The 18,307-nt window shown below is 58.4% G+C and carries 15 protein-coding genes and 2 pseudogenes; 6 read left to right on the top strand and 11 right to left on the bottom strand.

The window, feature by feature from the left end; genetic code table 11:
- Positions 1 to 6: 6 nt before the first annotated feature.
- From NQL71_RS21340 to NQL71_RS21325, 4 genes and pseudogenes are all read right to left on the bottom strand, one after another.
- Positions 7 to 1,008 (bottom strand): ABC transporter substrate-binding protein, encoded by a 1,002-nt coding sequence (locus tag NQL71_RS21340; RefSeq protein WP_248686938.1) that lies wholly within the window; start codon positions 1,006 to 1,008, stop codon positions 7 to 9.
- Positions 1,009 to 1,044: 36 nt separating this feature from the next.
- A pseudogene (locus NQL71_RS21335) lies at positions 1,045 to 1,880 on the bottom strand (ABC transporter ATP-binding protein).
- 525 nt (positions 1,881 to 2,405) lie between these two features.
- Entirely contained in the window at positions 2,406 to 2,804 is a 399-nt protein-coding gene (locus NQL71_RS21330; RefSeq protein WP_046815220.1) for a hypothetical protein, read from the bottom strand.
- 217 nt (positions 2,805 to 3,021) lie between these two features.
- Positions 3,022 to 3,786, bottom strand: a complete 765-nt coding sequence (locus NQL71_RS21325; RefSeq protein ID WP_274643235.1) for an SDR family NAD(P)-dependent oxidoreductase — start codon at positions 3,784 to 3,786, stop codon at positions 3,022 to 3,024.
- Between the two features lie 352 nt (positions 3,787 to 4,138).
- Here NQL71_RS21325 and NQL71_RS21320 point away from each other — a divergent pair, with 352 nt between their 5' ends.
- Positions 4,139 to 5,008: a helix-turn-helix domain-containing protein gene (locus tag NQL71_RS21320; protein ID WP_425520689.1), complete on the top strand. Its 870-nt coding sequence runs from the start codon at positions 4,139 to 4,141 to the stop codon at positions 5,006 to 5,008.
- A 93-nt stretch (positions 5,009 to 5,101) separates the two neighbouring features.
- Here NQL71_RS21320 and NQL71_RS21315 read toward each other — a convergent pair whose 3' ends face one another.
- The gene (locus NQL71_RS21315) at positions 5,102 to 6,010 is read right to left on the bottom strand and encodes a LysR family transcriptional regulator (RefSeq protein ID WP_046815222.1); all 909 of its coding nucleotides are present in this window, start codon (positions 6,008 to 6,010) and stop codon (positions 5,102 to 5,104) included.
- 145 nt (positions 6,011 to 6,155) lie between these two features.
- Between NQL71_RS21315 and NQL71_RS21310 the strand changes: the two genes are divergently transcribed.
- The 4 genes and pseudogenes from NQL71_RS21310 (at position 6,156) to NQL71_RS21295 (ending at position 9,958) form a co-directional block, all read left to right on the top strand.
- Entirely contained in the window at positions 6,156 to 6,725 is a 570-nt protein-coding gene (locus NQL71_RS21310) for an NADPH-dependent FMN reductase (protein ID WP_274643233.1), read from the top strand.
- A 130-nt stretch (positions 6,726 to 6,855) separates the two neighbouring features.
- On the top strand, positions 6,856 to 7,593 hold the full coding sequence (locus NQL71_RS21305; RefSeq protein WP_046815224.1) for an SDR family oxidoreductase: 738 nt from the start codon (positions 6,856 to 6,858) through the stop codon (positions 7,591 to 7,593).
- A 141-nt stretch (positions 7,594 to 7,734) separates the two neighbouring features.
- Entirely contained in the window at positions 7,735 to 9,189 is a 1,455-nt protein-coding gene (locus NQL71_RS21300; protein WP_077182679.1) for a TrkH family potassium uptake protein, read from the top strand.
- Between the two features lie 165 nt (positions 9,190 to 9,354).
- Positions 9,355 to 9,958: pseudogene (locus NQL71_RS21295) on the top strand (LysR family transcriptional regulator).
- A 42-nt stretch (positions 9,959 to 10,000) separates the two neighbouring features.
- Here the strand turns inward: NQL71_RS21295 and phaC are convergent.
- Positions 10,001 to 11,677 carry a class II poly(R)-hydroxyalkanoic acid synthase gene (gene phaC, locus NQL71_RS21290; RefSeq protein WP_274643232.1) on the bottom strand — a complete coding sequence of 559 codons (1,677 nt, stop codon included), beginning with the start codon at positions 11,675 to 11,677 and terminating at the stop codon, positions 10,001 to 10,003.
- Positions 11,678 to 12,024: 347 nt separating this feature from the next.
- On the opposite strand from phaC, the gene arsA reads away from it, so the two are divergent.
- The gene (gene arsA, locus NQL71_RS21285) at positions 12,025 to 13,785 is read left to right on the top strand and encodes an arsenical pump-driving ATPase (protein WP_274643231.1); all 1,761 of its coding nucleotides are present in this window, start codon (positions 12,025 to 12,027) and stop codon (positions 13,783 to 13,785) included.
- 97 nt (positions 13,786 to 13,882) lie between these two features.
- Here the strand turns inward: arsA and NQL71_RS21280 are convergent, their stop codons facing one another.
- Genes NQL71_RS21280 through NQL71_RS21260 form a run of 5 tightly spaced genes read right to left on the bottom strand, consistent with a single transcriptional unit; the run spans position 13,883 to position 18,195 of the window.
- On the bottom strand, positions 13,883 to 14,302 hold the full coding sequence (locus NQL71_RS21280) for a DUF6691 family protein (RefSeq protein WP_046815228.1): 420 nt from the start codon (positions 14,300 to 14,302) through the stop codon (positions 13,883 to 13,885).
- A gap of 2 nt (positions 14,303 to 14,304) precedes the next feature.
- On the bottom strand, positions 14,305 to 14,739 hold the full coding sequence (locus NQL71_RS21275) for a YeeE/YedE family protein (protein ID WP_046815229.1): 435 nt from the start codon (positions 14,737 to 14,739) through the stop codon (positions 14,305 to 14,307).
- A 26-nt stretch (positions 14,740 to 14,765) separates the two neighbouring features.
- Positions 14,766 to 15,566, bottom strand: coding sequence for a sulfite exporter TauE/SafE family protein (locus NQL71_RS21270; RefSeq protein WP_166618856.1), 801 nt, complete (start codon positions 15,564 to 15,566; stop codon positions 14,766 to 14,768).
- A gap of 28 nt (positions 15,567 to 15,594) precedes the next feature.
- Complete coding sequence (locus tag NQL71_RS21265; RefSeq protein ID WP_274643230.1) at positions 15,595 to 17,265, bottom strand: bifunctional protein tyrosine phosphatase family protein/NAD(P)/FAD-dependent oxidoreductase; 1,671 nt, start codon at positions 17,263 to 17,265, stop codon at positions 15,595 to 15,597.
- 51 nt (positions 17,266 to 17,316) lie between these two features.
- A complete protein-coding gene (locus NQL71_RS21260) occupies positions 17,317 to 18,195 on the bottom strand; it encodes an MBL fold metallo-hydrolase (RefSeq protein WP_077182685.1) in 879 nt (292 codons plus the stop codon).
- Between the last annotated feature and the right edge of the window lie 112 nt (positions 18,196 to 18,307).

Raw genomic sequence — 18,307 nt, 5'->3', positions numbered from 1 at the left:
TGGCCGTCATTGCGCGGCGGTTTGGGTGTCGATGAACTGGTTGGTGTACAGGTCGTCCAGCTTGGGCTCCTGGGTGACGATGCCTTCGCTGACATAGAACTGGCGGACCGCTTCAAGTCGCGCCGGATCGACGCGGCCCAATACGGTCTGGTTGGCATACACATGCTCGACGTAGAGCTTGAAGATCTTCTCCAGCGAATCTTCCTTGCCGGCATAGGTGGGCACCGCCTTGGCAAAGGTCACTGCGGCAGCGCGTGGGTCGGCAATGATGTCGCGCATGCCCTGCAGCGTGGCCTGGACCGCGCCGCGAACGATATCCGGGTGATTCTTGATGGCATCGTCGGAGGCAAGGATCGACTGGGCCATGCTTTCGAAAATCTGTGATTGCGGTATCAGCCTGATCTTCAACCCGGCTTCTTCGGCGTTGACCACCCAATCCGGCACACCCGCCATCGCCTCGGCTTTATTGGCCGAGAACAATTGCCAGACACCGGCCGGGCCGGCGGCCTGGATATTCACGTCGTTCTTGCTCAGGCCGGCTTTGCGCAGGGAGGCGAGCAGGGCGTAGTAGGTGGTGTCCGAGTAGGACATCACCGTCATGGTCTTGCCCTTGAGATCGCTGATGGAATTGATGTTTTGCGCCGCATTGGTGGCAATCATGGTCACGCCGCCGGCGCCCAGCACGGCCACCGCACGCACCGGAATGCCATTGGCGCGCACCACGATCGGGGTATCGCCGAGGGCACCGCCGAGCATGGCGTTACCGGCGCCGATCTGTTTGGCCACGTCCACGCCGCCCTTGGCGGCGATGAAGGTCATGTTCAGGTTTTGTGCGGCGTAGTAGCCCTTCTGCTGCGCGATGATCCACGGAGCGAATGCCGGCAGGTTCGGTGGCGCCGGCAACAGGTAAGTCACGTCGGTCGACTGCGCCTGGGCGGCGCAAGCCATGCCCAGGCCGAGCGCGATGGCGGTGACCTGGCTGAAGCGTTGAAACAGGGACTTGAACATGCGTACTCCTAATCGGTTGCGGGCCTTCAGGCGTGATCAATGCAGTTCGGTGTGTTCGCTGACTTGCAGCAACTCCATCAGGCGACCCACCAGCGGGCCGATCTCCGGCAGCTTGCGGCGCTCCAGCGGGTTGTCGCGAAACGGCAGGTCGATGTTGATTTCTTCGATGATGGTGCCGGGACGGGCGCTCATGACCAGCAAGCGGTCGGACATGGCGATGCCTTCGATCAGGTCATGGGTGATGAACAGTGCGGTCTTCTTTTCGTCGAACAGCATGCGCGCCATGTCCTGTTGCAGGATCATCTTGGTCTGCGCATCCAGCGCCGAGAACGGCTCGTCGAGGAACAGCACTTGCGGGTCGATGGCCAGGGTGCGGGCCAAGGCCGCGCGCTGACGCATACCACCCGACAGCTGGAACGGGTAATGGTCGGCGAAGCCTTGCAGGTGGCAACGACCAATCAGGTCTTCAGCCACGGCCTTTCGTTTGGCGGCCGCCACACCTTGAATCTCCAGGCCCAGTTCAACGTTGCGGCGAATGCTGCGCCACGGCATCAACAGGTCTTTTTGCAGCATGAAGGCGACTTGGCGGACCGGGCCGGTGACCGCTTCCCCGCCGACGAACACTTCGCCTTCGGAGGGACGGTAGAGTCCGGAACCCATATTGAGGATGGTGCTTTTGCCGCAACCGGAAGGGCCGATGATCGACACCACTTCACCACGGCGAATCTTGAAGTTGACCCCGCGAATGGCAAACGGAGCTTCGGGCTTGCCCTTGGCCGAAAACATTTGCCGACATTGCGGAATTCAATCTCAGTGGGCTCCAGGTCTTCCTTGGGAGCGGGTTTGTTCCATTGCGGGGCGACGGCGTACATCTCTTTCACAGCCATTGGGAAGGGTCTCTGGTCTGTTTTATAGGTGATACGACGTTTAGTGCATGAACAATGCCAGAGATTGGCTGTAGCGTTACTTTGTTTAAAAACCGTTTTAAATTAACGAGTTAAGTAATAAATTGAAATTTATCGGCGTTTCATATATGAAACGTGGTTTCTTGTATGGCACGAAATTGCACATCAGCCGTGCGAGGTTCAGGAATTTGCGACGCAGCGGTGCTTTTTCAGGTAACGCTGAGTGTGGGGGAATGACGAATTTGTTTTATGTGTGAAACAAGATTGACTGGAAGGAAAAACGGGCCCTGTAAGGCGCCCGTTTTTTTTTCGAAGCCCTGCGTAGGCCGGGTTCGGCGTCTACATGATCGCTGGGGGCCAGATATCGTGCGCTTTGTCACCTCGTTCGCGACCACCGCCGAGGATGACGATCATCTGTTGAGTCAGGTCAGGCGAATGGTCGAAACGCTGCGCGCGTGACCATCTACAGCCGTCAGTGTGACCTCCTTCGCCCTAGCGACGGTAGTAGCGGCGATCGTCCTCGTAGCGGTGCCGCATGGCTCGATCCTGGTGGCGATCCCAATCACGATGGCGCTCAGCTTCCCGGCGGGCTTGCTCTCTACGCCACTGATTCCTGCGCCATTCGTCCCGGCGCCAATCGTCCCTGCGATTGTGCCAACGGCCGTCGTGCCAGTAACGGTCGTCGTGGGCAAGCAACGGCCCTGGTTGCTTGTCGGCCACACTGGCCAAGGTCGGCCAAGGGTTGCCGGCGGCCTGGACAGGCGCCTCAACGGCGGTGACTTCAGGGGCGAAAACAGGGGTTGAGGCCTTCATCTGTGTTGCTGATGCCGAGCCCACTGCCGCGAGCGCGAACAGGCCGAAAAGCACCACCCGTGGGTCATGGAATTTCATGAGCTAAGACAACCTCTGTTTGGCAATTGGACGTGTGGCCATCTGGTAACCGCAAGCCTGCGGGTTCGCGCTTGCTGAGCAAATGTGCCTATCCACATAGACCGATAAACAGGGAAAAGTTCTAGGGGGCGACTGTTTAAATAGCAGCTGGCCCTGCTCTTGGGTATGACAAGAAGGGCGCCGTACAGGCGCCCTGATCGTTTTCAGGCAATCCTGATCAACCGGCGGTGACGGTCATGCCGCCGTCGGCCATGACCACGGAGCCGACGACGAAGCTCGCGCGGTCCGACGCGAGAAATGCCACAACTTCAGCGATTTCCTCAGGCTGCGCGGCACGACCAATGGGAGCGGCTTCGCCGTGTCGGGCCAAAAAGCCAGGGCCGTCGTCTACCACGTCGTTGAGGATGTTGGTCACCACGTCGCCGACGCCGATGGCATTGACGCGAATGCCATGCTCGATCGCCTCGAGGGCCAGCGTGCGGGTCAACTGGGCCAATGCGCCTTTGGAAGCGGTATAAGCGGCAATGGTTGGAAAGGCGAAATAGGATGCGTAAGAGGCGATGTTGACAATGGCTCCCGATTTGTTGGGCATCATCGCCTTGACCGCTTCGCGGCAGTGCAGGAAGGCTGCGGTGGCGTTGACCGCCTGGATGCGCTCCCAGTCTTCGCGGGTCATGTCGATGACCAACTTGTTGATGATGATCCCGGCGTTGTTCACCAGAATGTCCAGTCGACCGAACGTCTCGACGGCCAAACCGACCGCGCGCTCGGCGGCGCCGTCTTCGGTGATGTCGGCCACCAGTGGCACTAACCCGGGGCGGGCGAGTTCTTCGACGGCGCAATGGCGATCTTCCGCAATGACCTTGGCGCCACGCGCGTGAAGTAACAGTGCGATAGCCTTGCCGATGCCACTGGCGGCACCTGTGACCAGCGCGACTTTGCCTTCTACTTCGTTGGGAATGCTGTGATTGATCTCAGTCATGGTGCTCTCCTGCCTTGCAAGCCGACGAAGTATTCGGCGGCTCAGCGCCCGTGAGGCGCTGTCGTTATCGACGGGTTCACTGTCTCGCAAAGGGGAGGAGGGGGCTTTCGCAGGCTTGCCGAAGCTGTCGGAGTTTTGCGCCAACGTTAAAATGACTGAGGGAAGCCTGTGCAAATTTCGTTTGCTGTCGCACGGGTCAGCGTTGAAAACGGCCTTGTTCAAGTATGCCGATGCCACGTTACCCTATCGACGCCAACCCCCATCCGAGGGCTTTTCGATGGAGCCTCTTGTGCACCAGCCTGAATTTGAAGACCTGACACCGAGCGATGCTCGGCTCATCACGGCTGAATCGATGCCGCATCACCTGCCGGGATCTGCACAGGCATTGCCGCTGCTCCCGCAGCTGCAGGATGTGATGGTGCAGTTGTTCAGCCATCACAGCAGCGCCGAGCCGATACTGGTACCTGCCGTGGTGGAGCCTCTGCTGGTATTGGTCCTGGCAGGCACGGCCAGGGTCGAGGAGCGCTCCCTCGGTGGGGCATGGCAAGCCGTCAAGGTGCAGGCTGGCGACTTCTTTCTCACCAACACAAGCAAGCCCTACGAGATGCGCTGGCAGACAATCGGGTGCGACACCTTCGAAGTGATGCATCTGTATCTCGGCCTTCCACTGATCGACCGGGCTGCCCGTGATCTACTGGGCGAGCACACCGCTCCGGTGACCTTCCTCGATATCTCCGGGGCCCAGGATGAGCGGGTGAATTTCATGCTCAATCAGTTGCGCTTCGAGTTGATCGAGGAGCGTAAGCCCAGCCTGTTGTTCGTACACAGCCTGGCCCAGGCGTTGACCGTCCACCTGATACGCCGTTATCTCGATCCACAAAGCACTACCCGTCGCAGCAACGCACTACAAGCGTACAAGCTGCGACGCGTCATCGATGCGATGAATGAACACCTGGCCGATGAGTTCCGCCTTGCGCATTTGGCTCATGTCGCCGATTTGAGCGAGTATCACTTCAGCCGGATGTTCAAGCGTGCAACGGGGCTGGCGCCATCGCAGTATTTCATCCGCCTGCGCATGAGTCGCGCCCGACATCTACTGCTTGAGACCGAGCGCAGCATTATCGATGTTGGCTTGGAAGTGGGTTATTCCAGCCCCAGCCATTTCTCCCAGGTTTTCCGTCGCGAGGTGGGTGTCACGCCTAGCGCCTACCGCCAAGCGTGACAGTTCCGGCAAGTTCTGCGCCTTGAGGCGCGCACCCGGCGCGAGTACTTCGTCTGCACACGCAAGTGGCGGCGCGTTACCAACCCTGTGCAATTAGTGGATCTTGAGGTTTGCCGCCAGGTAATCCATGAAGGCTCTGACACGCGTGGGCAATTTTCCTCCTTGCCCTACGTAGACCGCATGCACTTCAGTCTTCGCGACAGGCATGAAATCTTCTAGAACCGGAAGCAGACGGCCTTGCGCCAGATCTTGCTCAACCTGACAAAATCCGACGCGCGCGAGGCCAAGCCCGAGGATTGCAAGTTCTCGTACTCCGTTGCCGTCACTGACCCGTGCGTTACCGGTAACGGATACCGGGGTCAGTTGGCCATCCTCGCTCAGGAAGTTCCACTCCATCATCGGTTGGCCGAAGGTGAACCCCAGGCAGTTGTGGTCTGCAAGATCGGCTGGAATTTTTGGTGTGCCGTGTGCCTCAAGGTAGGCCGGTGACGCCACGATAAGGCCTCTTGTCTCGCCCAAGCGCCTGGCCACGAGATTGGAGCTTTTGAGTGGGCCGCTGCGGATGGCTACGTCAGCTCGTGCGCTGATCAGGTCGACGACTTCGTCACTGAGGAAAACCTCCACCGATACGCCAGGGTGGTGTTGCAGGAACGTCGTCAATAGCGGTAGCAGGTACAAACGCCCGATGTCGACGTTGCAGTTGACCCGCACTGTTCCCTGGGGGGTGGAGCTGGCTGCCGCTTCCAGCTCAGCCTCATCGAGCGCCGCCAGGATAGTCAGGCTGCGCTCATAGAATGCTGCCCCTTCAGGCGTGAGCAACTGTCGCCTTGTCGAGCGATTGAGTAAACGCGTACCCAGGCGGTTTTCCAGTCTTGTGACTAGCTTGCTGACCGCTGATGGGGTCATCGCACAGTTCTTGGCGGCAGCCGTGTAGCCGCCGTCTTCAACGACCCTGACGAACACGTTCATTTCGGCGAAGCAGTTTATGTCCAGTCGTCTCATATGAATTCAGATCACAAGTTGTATGCCCCAGACCCGGCTATATCAGCCGCGTTGCCCACTCGTACTCTAATCCAGAGGCTGAACGGTGCAGGTGAATTTCAGCAAATGACGTGCCACCACTTGGATGCCAAGTCTGGAGGATGAGATGAACAGCGTGATGAAACTGGTCCTGATTCACAGTGGTGAGGATGTAGAAGGATTCCGGCCTGTGCTGATGAAATGGGTGACGGATGTTTTAGCGCAACGAGCCGAGTTCGAGCCTTGGTTAGTAGAACCCGCCAGCCTCCTGGTCAGGCCTGGCAATGCGGCGGTTATACAACGACAGGAAAGCCTTCGCCATTTGGCCGAAGCTGATGCATTCCTGATCATTACATCTGAACAGAGCAATGTTTATCACTGCGAGCTGAAAGCTTTCATTGACCAGGTTTCGCTTCGCTGGCAAGCAAGGCCGGTTGCATTCATCGGCTACGGCGGCGCGTCGGGCGGACTGTGCGCGATCAGTCAGCTGCGCCAGGTACTGGCCGGACAGCACGCGGTACCCATCTGCAACTTCGTGTCTTTCCCTGATCCTTGGGCACTGATCGATGGGGCAGGGGCAATACGTCAGCCTGATCAGGCCAGGCTTCCAATGGCTCGAATGCTGGTCCAGCTGAACTGGTGGGCGAGAGCCCTGAAGGCTGCGCGTGAACAGATGCCCTATGAACGGGTGAGATAAGCCCTGGTGCAAAGGCCTCGCTGCAGAATTGGGCAAAGGTTAAGCAGTATTCGACTAACGGCAACTTGTTGTCCGTCCCTAACCTTGTTTGCAGGCCCGCTTCCCGGGCAAACAGAAGAGGAAACCGATCATGTTGAACATCAAGGACAAAGTCATCGCAATCACCGGCGCCAGCAGCGGTATCGGTGAGGCTACCGCGCGACTGCTGGCTAGCCAAGGGGCGAAAGTCGTGCTCGGCGCTCGTCGTACCGACCGGCTTGAAAGGCTTGCTGGCGATATCAACGCCGCCGGTGGCAGGGCTGAATTCCGGGTTCTGGACGTCACGGACAGAAAGGATGTCCAGGACTTCATCGATTTCGCCGTTACCCGCTTCGATCGGGTCGATGTGCTGGTGAATAACGCTGGTGTGATGCCTCTATCCAAACTCGAGGCACTCAAGGTGGACGAATGGGACCGCATGATTGACGTGAACATTCGCGGCGTTCTGCACGGTATCGCTGCCACGCTGCCGCTGATGCAGCGTCAACGGGCCGGGCAGATCATCAATATTGCCTCTATTGGTGCCTATGCAGTGAGTCCGACTGCAGCCGTTTACTGCGCCACCAAGTACGCCGTCCGGGCCATTTCAGAAGGTCTTCGGCAAGAGGTTGGAGGCGATATTCGGGTTACCGTGATCGCTCCAGGCGTTACGGAGTCCGAGCTGGCCGAGAGTATCTCTGATGAGGGGGGGCGCGCCGAGATGAAAGAGTTTCGCAAGATCGCGATCTCGGCCGACGCCATAGCAAGGGCAATCGCCTATGCCGTTGAACAACCTGCCGATGTGGATGTAAGCGAGCTGATCGTTCGGCCCACCGCGAGCCCATTCTGACGGAGTGCGTCATTGCGACCCCAAGTTGCCCTTTGACGCACGCAGCCCGGCTGGTTGTTTGCAGAAGTTTTACGCAAAATTTACGCGGCTTTCAGGTTGGGCATCCGATACTGCGCGGTGCAAATCTGGAACGCTACTGTCATGTCCCTCGCAGCAATTCGGCTTATCGGCTTCATCCTGGGCATTTTCCTGATCACGCTGGCCGTCAGCATGGCTTTTCCCATGATCACACTGGTGGCCTATGAGCGTAGTGACGATCTGTCGGCATTTCTCTGGTCGAGTTTGATTACTTTCGTCTGTGGCCTCCTGTTGATCGTGCGGGGGCGTCCGGAGACTGGCCAGCTTCGTCCCAGGGATATGTACCTGCTGACGACGGCAAGCTGGGTAGTTGTGTGCACCTTCGCAGCATTGCCGATGGTGTTCATCAGCGATATCAGCTACACCGACGCATTCTTTGAAACGATGTCGGGCATCACGACCACTGGCTCGACCGTACTCACAGGTCTTGATACCTCGTCTCCCGGCTTGCTGATATGGCGCTCCATGCTGCATTGGTTGGGAGGCATCGGTTTTATCGGCATGGCGGTGGCGATCCTTCCACTGTTGCGAGTAGGCGGCATGCGCCTGTTCCAGACAGAGTCCTCGGATTGGTCGGAGAAAGTGACACCGCGTTCCCATGTCGCCGCCAAGTACATTCTTCTGCTCTACCTGGGCCTTACCGGCATCGGCGCTGTGGCGCTTTGGCTCGCTGGAATGACGCCATTTGAAGCGGTCAACCACGCCATGTCGTTGATCTCCACCGGAGGATTCTCCACGTCGGACGCCTCGCTTGGGCACTGGACGCAGCCAGCGATTCATTGGGTGGCAGTGGCGATCATGATTCTGGGCAGCCTGCCATTCACCTTGTACGTTGCGACATTGCGGGGCAATCGCCGTGCCCTGATCAAGGATCACCAGGTACGCGGGTTCATTGGGTTCTTGCTCGTCACATCGCTGGCTGTGGGCACCTGGCTTTGTTTTCACAGCGATTACGGATGGTGGGATGCGTTTCGTATCGTGGCAGTCAATGTGACCTCGGTCGTCACGACCACCGGCATTGCGGTGGGCGACTACACGTTATGGGGCAGCTTCGCGGTCTTGCTGTTTTTCTATCTGACCTTTGTCGGTGGATGTTCAGGCTCAACGGCAGGCGGTCTCAAGATCTTCCGTTTTCAGGTGGCTGGCGCCCTGCTGGTCAGTAGTTTGAAGCAGTTGATCCATCCTCGAGCCGTGATCCAGAAGAAATACAACGGTCATCCCATCGACGAGGAAATCCTGCGTTCGCTTTTGACCTTCTCGTTTTTCTTCACCATCACTATCGCCGCCATCGCCTTGGGCCTGGCGCTCATTGGACTTGATTGGACAACGGCATTGAGCGGCGCCGCCACTGCGGTGTGTAACGTCGGGCCTGGGCTTGGCACGATCATTGGGCCGGCAGGTAATTTCTCATCATTACCGGATGCCGCCAAATGGCTACTGACCGTTGGAATGCTACTGGGAAGGCTGGAAATCCTGACGGTGTTGGTACTTGTCACGCCGGTTTTCTGGAGATATTGACCCACCTTGTCGGCGTTTGAGTCTGAAAGGTCCTGGGTGGCACGACAATAAATTTGTCGATACCCACCCAAGGGGCAGTGGCATCTGAAGCGAGCCAATCTATCAAGACCTCATTAATATGATCAGGCGATATAGTATGAAAATACTTATGTGGGGGCCTCATCAATGCTCAGGGAAAACGCCAGTGATCTGCTTGCCTTCCTCGCCGTCGCCAAGGACCGGAGCTTCACCAAGGCCGCTGCCAGGCTCGGGGTCTCTCAATCAGCGCTGAGCCACACGATTCGGGGCCTGGAAGCGCGGCTTGGCTTGCGTTTGTTGACGCGAACAACGCGCAGCGTTTCGCCTACCGAGGCCGGTGATCGCCTGATCAGACGGGTAGGGCCCCACTTCGGACTTTGCCAACCGTGAATTACCCATGACGCCTCGGGCACTCACCGATCACCTGTGCAATAACCTGCGGTTGCCCACGAACGGCGGGCTGTATGCCTGGGAGTTCGCCAAGGATGACGAACGTCTCAGGGTCCGAGTGACAGGCCAGGTGACCTACAACGGCGTCTATCAGCTGTTGGAAGCGGCACTGGATGGTTTCGGCTTGAGCTACATTCCCCATGACGTAGTCGCGCCACACCTGCAAGCCGGGCGCCTGATTCAAGTGCTGGAAGACTGGTCGCCATGGTTTTCCGGTTTTCACCTCTACTACCCGAGTCGGCGTCAGGCGTCCCCTGCGTTTGCGTTGTTGGTGGATGCGTTGCGTTACAAAAACGCCTGAGCAAGCCTGGACCGGCCATCTTCCATGGCCGGCCCAAACGACTCAGCGCATGTGCACGTAGGTACCCGGCGCAGCTTCAGCCGCGGGATATGCCCTGTTGCCCAGTTTCCGGGGGGGCTTTTTACTATCGCCGGAGCGTGCCTGCAGCCAGGCCAGCCAGTGTGGCCACCAGGAGCCTGAGTGTTGGCTGGCAGCGTCCATCCACGCCTGAGCCTCGACTGGCAGGTTGCTGCCGGTCATGAAGCGCGCCTTGGGGTTGCCTGGCGGGTTGAGGATGCTCTGGATATGCCCGCTGCTGGACACCACGAACTCGCCCTGGCCGCCAAACAGATGCATGGAGCGGTAGCAGGCCTCCCACGGAGTGATGTGGTCGGTCAGGCCTGCGATGCAGTAGAAGTCACTGGTGACCTGACCAAGGTCTATCGGTGTGCCGCCAACTTCCATGGCGCCGGCGCGGGCGAACGGATTGGTCTGGTACATGTCGATGAATTCGCCGTGCAGCGCGGCGGGCAGGTTGGTGGTGTCGTTGTTCCAGTAGAGGACATCGAATGCTGGCGGCTCGTTGCCCAGCAGGTAGTTGTTGATCCAGTAACTCCAGATCAAGTCATTGGGACGCATCCAGGCGAAGACCTTCGCCAGCTCGCGGCCCTCCAGCACGCCCGCCTGATACGAACGGCGCTTGGCCGCCGTCAGGGTCTTCTCGTCGGCGAACATCCCGACCTGGGTGTCGGGGCGTATGTCCAGCATGCTGACCGCCAGGGTAAAGGCATTGACCTTGTTCTCGTCCAGGGCGGCGTAGTGTCCCAACAGCGAGGACAGGGTACAGCCTCCGGAACAGGCTCCGAAGGTATTCAGGTCGGTACTGCCGGTTATCGACACAATCGCGTCGACCGCCTCCTTCAGGGCATCTACGTAAGTGGACAATCCCCATTCACGCTGGGCCTTGCCGGGATTGCGCCAACTGATGGCAAAGGTCTGGATACCGCTGTCGAGGAGAAAACGGATCAGGCTCTTCTCCGGCGTCAGGTCAAACAGGTAGAACTTGTTGATCTGTGGCGGCACCACCAGCAACGGACGCGCTTGCACCTGCTCGGTACGGGGCTTGTACTGGATCAACTCCAGCACTTCATTGCGAAACACCACCGCACCTTCGGTGATGCCCAGATTGTGGCCCACCTCGAACGCCGTCTTGTCCACCTGGCTGGGCATGCCGCCGTTTTCGATCAGGTCCCGGGTCAGCTGTGAGAAGCCATCGAGGATGCTCTTGCCGCCGGTTTCAAAGAAACGCTTGAGCGCTACCGGGTTGGCGAGGGTGTTGGTCGGCGCCATCGCATCGGTCAGCAGGCCGATGACGAACTGACCACGATGAGCGTCCTGTTCGCTGAGGCTGCTGGTACTGATCCAGTCGTTCATCTCCTGGCACCAGGCCAGATACGTCTTCATGTAGCGACGGTAGAGCGGGTTGCGCTGCCAGGTCTGCTCGTCGAAACGCTTGTCTCCCGCCGCGGGCTTGAGCGGCGAGCGGTCGAGCAGGATTTTTTTCAACTCAAGGCCGAATGCAGCCATATGCCGAGCGCTATGCACGGGCTGCTTCAACACTTGTCGCAGGACCATGCGGGCAGTGCCGAGCAGGTCGCGCCCGCGAGGACCGACCACCGGGTTCAAGCTCAACGTATGCATCGCGGCTTGCTGGGAGAGATCTTTATTCTTCTTGTTCATTGTGCCACTCCGGCAAGGCACCCAAGACGGGCACCCGACAGTTATAGGGCTGCGGGCCAGCCGGGTGTACCGCTCAAAGGCAGGGCTGACCGCGCAGATCTGTGGAGCAGCTTATAGACGGGGAAGCGGCAAACATTTCATTTGACGACAACGCCTTTTCACTTCGTGACAACCCATGACCTTTGATCCGGGATCAGGGCCATCAGTCAGTCGCCTGTTTGATCAAAGCGGTGCGCGGCCAATCGATGGCTAAAATTTTCAGCTTGATTCATAAGATAAAGGGGGAGGTGCCGAACATCGGTCTAAACTCTGAGCCTCAGTTGTGCTCCTCGCGAGGCTAGCGTGCCATGCAGTCCACCATCAAACTGCTCGATCAACCCACCCAATACATGTTTTTCACTGGCAAGGGCGGAGTTGGCAAAACGTCGGTCTCCACAGCGGTGTCAATCGCATTGGCTGATGCAGGCAAGAAGGTGCTTCTCGTTAGCACAGACGCGGCTTCGAATCTTGATGAGATGCTCGGCGTAAGACTGAGCAATCAGCCTGTAGCAGTGCCGGACGTTCCTGGCATGTTCATACTCAACATCGACCCTGCGACCGCCGCCATCGATTACCGAGCCAGAGTGGTCGAACAAATGGGCTCTGAGGCAAGCGATCAAGACATTGCTCTGGTGCGCGAGCAACTCTCGGGGGCATGCACGACCGAAATCGCAACCTTCGATGAATTCTCTTACCTCTTGTCGCAAGGCGGCGCGGCCTATGACCACGTCGTGTTCGATACCGCTCCCACGGGACACACGCTCAGGCTGTTGAGCCTGCCCAAAGCCTGGAGCGGATTTCTGAAAGGCAATGATCGTGGTGCTTCATGCCTGGGGCCCCACTCGGGCTTGAAAATGCAGGAGCAGCTTTTCAATCAGGCTTTGGCTGCGCTCAATAATCCATCCCTGACCACTATCGTGCTAGTGGCTCGCCCTGAAAGAGGCGCGCTCGGCGAGGCTGCGCGATCCTCCGACGAGCTTCGTGAGTTGGGTCTGGAAAACCAACGTCTGGTCGTGAACGCTGTGTTCAAGCGCAGCGACTTGAATGATCCGATCGCCGCGGCCATCGAAGCGGTTGGCCAGCAGGCACTCGACGAGATGCCAGCTTCGCTGCGCCAGCTTGCAGCCGACTACATCCCGCTCAAAGCCGTGGATTGCGTTGGCTTGCCCGCGCTACGCGGGCTGCTTGCCCCGGATCTTGTTCGGCCAGCAAGCACTGCACCCCACGAGCCCTCACGCCTCGAACATCCCAAGCTCTCGGAATTGGTTGCCGAGCTTGCGAATGATGAGCGCGGGTTGATCATGGTCATGGGCAAAGGTGGTGTTGGCAAAACCACCATTGCTGCAGCCATCGCGCTGGGTCTGGTCCAGCACGGCAAATCCGTGCATCTGAGCACGACGGATCCTGCGGCGCATCTGGCTGTGACCCTTAATGCCGATGTGCAAGGGCTCAGCGTCGGCCGCATCGACCCTAAGGTCGAGACCCAAAAATACGTGGACAAGATCGTAGCTTCCCGCTCTTCGACCCTGACGGAAGATGAAATAGCCTTGCTCATTGAGGATCTGCGTTCGCCCTGCACCGAAGAGGTGGCGGTCTTCCATGCTTTCTCCCGCGTGGTTTCTCAAGCCAGAACCTCGTTCGTGGTGCTGGACACCGCCCCCACGGGTCACTCGCTGCTACTGATGGATGCCACAGGCGCCTATCACCGCCAGATGGTTCGGGAATTCAAAGGCAAGGCCTCGGACCACATCGTCACGCCATTGATGCGACTGCAAGATGCGGTCTACACCAAAATCATCTTGGTAACCCTGCCCGAAGCCACGCCGGTGTCTCAGGCGGCAGGGCTGCAGGATGACTTGCGCAGGGCCAACATCGAACCGTTTGCCTGGGTGGTCAATAAGTCTCTGCTCGCCACAAACACAAATGATCCGCTGCTGCGAGCGCGCCTGGATAGCGAGCGCAAGCAGATGATGCGGGTAGCCGAACAAACCAACCATGCTGTCATCGTGGTGCCCTGGACCGCGGAGCCGCCTGTTGGCGTCGCTGCGCTAAAGCGCCTGCTGGATTGAAGCGCCAGCGACGACCCAATCACTAAGTCAAATGTCATCAGCGAAAGGCTGGTTCGGTTGCATGCCAGCAACGTTCGCGTTCATGGCGATCGCCCGATCAATGGCTGCGCCGGCTCTCCAGCGCAGTAAACAACACCATGCCGGCCAGCATGGACAACATGAATACGATCGCTTGCCAGCGTCCTGTCAGCAGAATTGCCACTGCGGGGCCCGGACAGATGCCCGCTATTCCCCAGCCGACACCGAACAACAGACTCCCGCCAATCAGGCGCGGGTCCAGCTCACGTTTGATCGGTAGCTGCATCGGCCTTCCCAGCAGCGAACTGGATTGGCGTCGCGCCCAGGTTAACGGGCCAATGGCCACAGCAATTGCCCCGACCATGACCAACGCCAGGGAAGGGTCCCAGGCACCGGCTAGATCCAGGAAAGCGAGTACTTTGCCGGGGTTGGCCATGCCTGCCAGAAGCAGGCCCAAGCCGAACAGCAGGCCAGCAATGAACGCAGTCAGTTTGGTCATGTTCAACCCCCCAGCAGATGACGCAAGATAAACACCGTGACGAAACCACTGAACATGAAACACGCAGTGGCAACCATCGATCGCGGCGAAAGGCGCGATATGCCGCATACCCCATGACCACTGGTGCAGCCTGATCCGTATCGTGTACCGATGCCCACCAGTACACCGGCGGCGATCAGTCCGACCCAGCCACTTTTGAACTCAATCTGTGGCAGCGTGGCAAACAAGGCCCATATAAGTGGCGCGATAAGCAGGCCCAAGAGAAAAAGTGCTTTCTCACTCACCCCCTCACTCCCTCGCTGTAGAAGACTGCCGATCAGGCCGCTGATACCTGCGATACGCCCATTGGCGATGACGAATAGGCTGGCCGCCAGGCCAATCAATGCGCCTCCGGCAAGGGATGACCAGGGCGTGAAGTTGAGCCAGTCGACATTCATGAAGCTTCTCCGTAGCAAAAATGTAACTAAATAGCTTTCACCAGCAAGGCCACCGCCACCACCATGGAAACCGCGGCGAAGCCTCTTTGTAAGTGTGGACCCGCCAGCCGTGCCGCGATGAGACGCCCGCCGAGCATTCCGACCAATGCCCCAGTGGAAAACGGAATGGCCACTGCCCACTGCAAGTGCCCGGCTGCGGAGCTTGCCGCAACGCCGGAAATCGAAACCAGCGCAATGACGGCAAGAGACGTTGCCAGTACCGACTGCGCTGTCAGATTGGTGTATCGCTGGAGCGCCGGCACCATCACAAAGCCACCGCCCACGCCGAGCAAGCCGGAAAGCCCGCCCGCGACAACGCCAGAGACGGTGAGTGCCCATGCACACGGACCCGTCCAGTTAAGCTTTCCTCGGTTCACGTCCAATAGGCAAGGCGGCGGTTTGGATGTGACGGGGGGCTTCGACTCCGTGGAGGAAGGTAGCGATCGTTGATAGACCCGCAATGCAACGTACATCAGCACAAAGGCAAAGATGATCGTCAACGGACGGTTAGGCGTGCGCTGCGCCAGCCAAAGGCCAAGTGGAGAACACACGATCCCCGCTCCTGCAATTAGAAGCGCAGCTTTATAGCGGACGGTGCCGTTTTTAAGTCCCATTACGGCGCCCAGGGTCGCGGCCAGTCCGACAGCCAATAAACCAATTGGCCCTGCCTCGGCCATGCTCAACCCCACTCCAAACACCAGCAATGGAACAGCCAGTATTCCTCCTCCGGCGCCGGTCAGGGCCAGAATAACCCCGACAGTAAGCCCGAGCAGTAAGACGACGATCATCTCAGGTTCCTTTCTTTGAGGCCTGGTTTCACAGGTCTGCCATCTCGGGTTTCGCCATCCACTCGTGGCCCTTGAGCATTGCCTTCCAATACAGCGGGGGAAGAATCCGCTCTTTGAGCAGCCATGCCAGCCTCGATGGCCGGGTACCGTCAATCAGCCAGGATGGAAAGCTGGGGGCGACTTTGCCGCCATAGGTGAATTCAGCCAGTACGATCTTGCCGCGTTCAACCGTCAACGGGCAGGAGCCGTAACCGTCGTAATGGGCGCTGCCTTTCGCTTTACCCATTGCAGCCAACACATTATGAGCAACGACGGGTGCTTGCTTGCGTGCTGCTGCCGCAGTTTTGGCATTGCCGGTGTTGGTAGCGTCTCCCAGCGCGTGAATATTTACCCAGGTTTTATGGCGCAAAGTGGCAGGGTCGACATCGATCCAGCCAGCCGCGTCAGCGAGAGGGCTGACCCGGACGAAATCTGGCGCAATCTGCGGTGGCACCACATGAAGGAGATCAAAGTCGCGCTTTACAAGACGGGAGCTACCATCCGGATTAACGCAGTTGAACGTTGCAGTCCGTGCAGGTCCGTTCACGCTGGTGAGTGTGTTGCTGAAATTCAGGTCGATACCATAGGCGGTGACGTATTCCATCAGAGCTGGCACATAGTCGGGCACTCCGAACAGCACCGCGCCAGCGCTGCAAAACTCGATTTCGACGTTGTCCAGGACACCGATACGTTTCCAATGATCGGCAGACAGGTACATCGCTTTTTGCGGCGCCCCGGCACATTTGATCGGCATCGGGGGTTGCGTGAAAATCGCCCGGCCTTCACGCAGTTGCTGCACCCGTTCCCAGGTATATGGCGCAAGGTGATACAGGTAATTTGACGTCACACCGTTGCGGCCCAGAGTGTCCGACAAACCTTCGATTGCATGCCAATTGAGCTTCAGGCCAGGGCACACGATCAGTTGCTCGTATTTGACGACTCTGCATCCATCAAGAATGACGGCATTTCTTTCGGGTTCGAAAGCGGCGACCGCCGACTTGATCCAATGCACACCGCGGGGGATGGTCGTACCCATCGTGCGGGCAGTTTGGGACGCATCGAAGACTCCACAGCCGACTAGAGTCCAGCCAGGCTGGTAGTAGTGCACATCGGCCGGGTCGATGATGGCAACGTCGAGCCCGGGATCTCGCGCCAATAAACTGGATGCAGTGGCGATACCTGCCGCACCGCCCCCGATGATGACCACGGCATGCTGCGCCTCAGCCACTTCGACCGGCGTGCGGCCCTGATTGGCAATCCGGCGAATGACACCTTTCATATCGACCCCGGCTTTCTTGGCCGTCTCGATGATGTGTGGCAGGGATTGTTTACCTGCTTGTGAAAGTGCCCACATCGTTGTCGAGCGCATGCCGGAACGGCAATAGGCCAACACCGGTTTTGGCAGTGTTTCAAGGAGCTTGCCGAAGGCAATACCTTGCTCGTCGGTGACTTTGCCTGATTCGGCGGGAAGGTAGTGCGCCTCGATGCCGAGCGCTTGGGCGACTCGTTCGATTTCGGCAAACAAGGGTTGATCACTGCCTTCGCCATCGGGACGGTTACAGACGATGGCGCGAAAACCGGCCTTTTTCAGTTCAGCCAATTGGTTGGGGAAAATCTGTTCGGATACCGACAGTCCGGGCGCAAGGTGGCGAATGTCCATAAGTGACTCCGTTATGGGGTTTTTCTTATGTGTAGTTTGGGGAAGGCAACGTCAGGCGACGTTGAGCGGGATTTTCAGGTAGCGCGTCCCGTTCGCTTCAGGCTCAGGCAAATGCCCGGCTCGCATGTTGACCTGAACGGATGGCAGGATCAGCGTCGGCATTTCCATCGATGCATCGCGCTTTGTGCGCATCGCCACAAACGCTTCCTCACTGATGCCGTTACGCACGTGAACGTTGTGGGCGCGCTGGTCGGCCACGGTACTGACGAATTGCACCTCGCGGCCACCCGGCTGATAGTCGTGGCACATGTAGAGCAACGTATTGGCCGGCAGGCTCAGCACCTTGTTGATTGACTGGAACAGCGTGCGCGCATTGCCACCGGGAAAGTCACAGCGTGCAGTACCGTAGTCAGGCATAAACAAGGTGTCGCCGACGAATGCCGCCGTTTCGGTGCCATCGCTGATTACATAAGTCATACAGGCGGGTGTATGGCCGGGGGTATGGAGCGCATGGCATTGCAGCGAGCCAATGGCAAACGGCTCGTCATTGACGAACAGGTGATCGAACTGACTTCCGTCGCGAGCCATATCGCCAGCGGTGTTGAACAGCTTGCCGAACACTTCCTGCACCGTCGAAATGTGGCTGCCGATGCCTATTTTTCCACCAAGCTTTTCCTTCAGGTAGGGCGCTGCCGTGAGGTGGTCTGCGTGGACGTGGGTCTCGAGTATCCAGTCGACCCTTGCATTGAGTTCGTTCACCCTCGCAATCAACTTGTCGGCAGACGTTGTGGCGGTGTGGCCGGACTTAGGGTCGTAATCAAGTACGCTGTCGATTAAAGCGCAGTGGTGGGTGCCCTCATCCAGCACAAGATAGCTGACGGTATTGGTCGCGGAATCGAAGAATCCTTCCACGTGAAGTTTTACGCTCATGACTGTCTCCTTAGGGGGCTTTCACCAAGCCGCTCACACTAAGGACTGACATAGCAATAAGTCTGCCAGGCCGGAGCTGTAGAGAGATATGAGCTTATCTATATGATTTTAT

The organism is Pseudomonas serbica (assembly GCF_028823535.1).
Taxonomy (GTDB): Bacteria; Pseudomonadota; Gammaproteobacteria; order Pseudomonadales; family Pseudomonadaceae; genus Aquipseudomonas; species Aquipseudomonas serbica.
The sequence above is the reverse complement of the archived record's forward strand: the minus strand, read 5'-3'. Positions and strand labels throughout refer to the sequence as shown.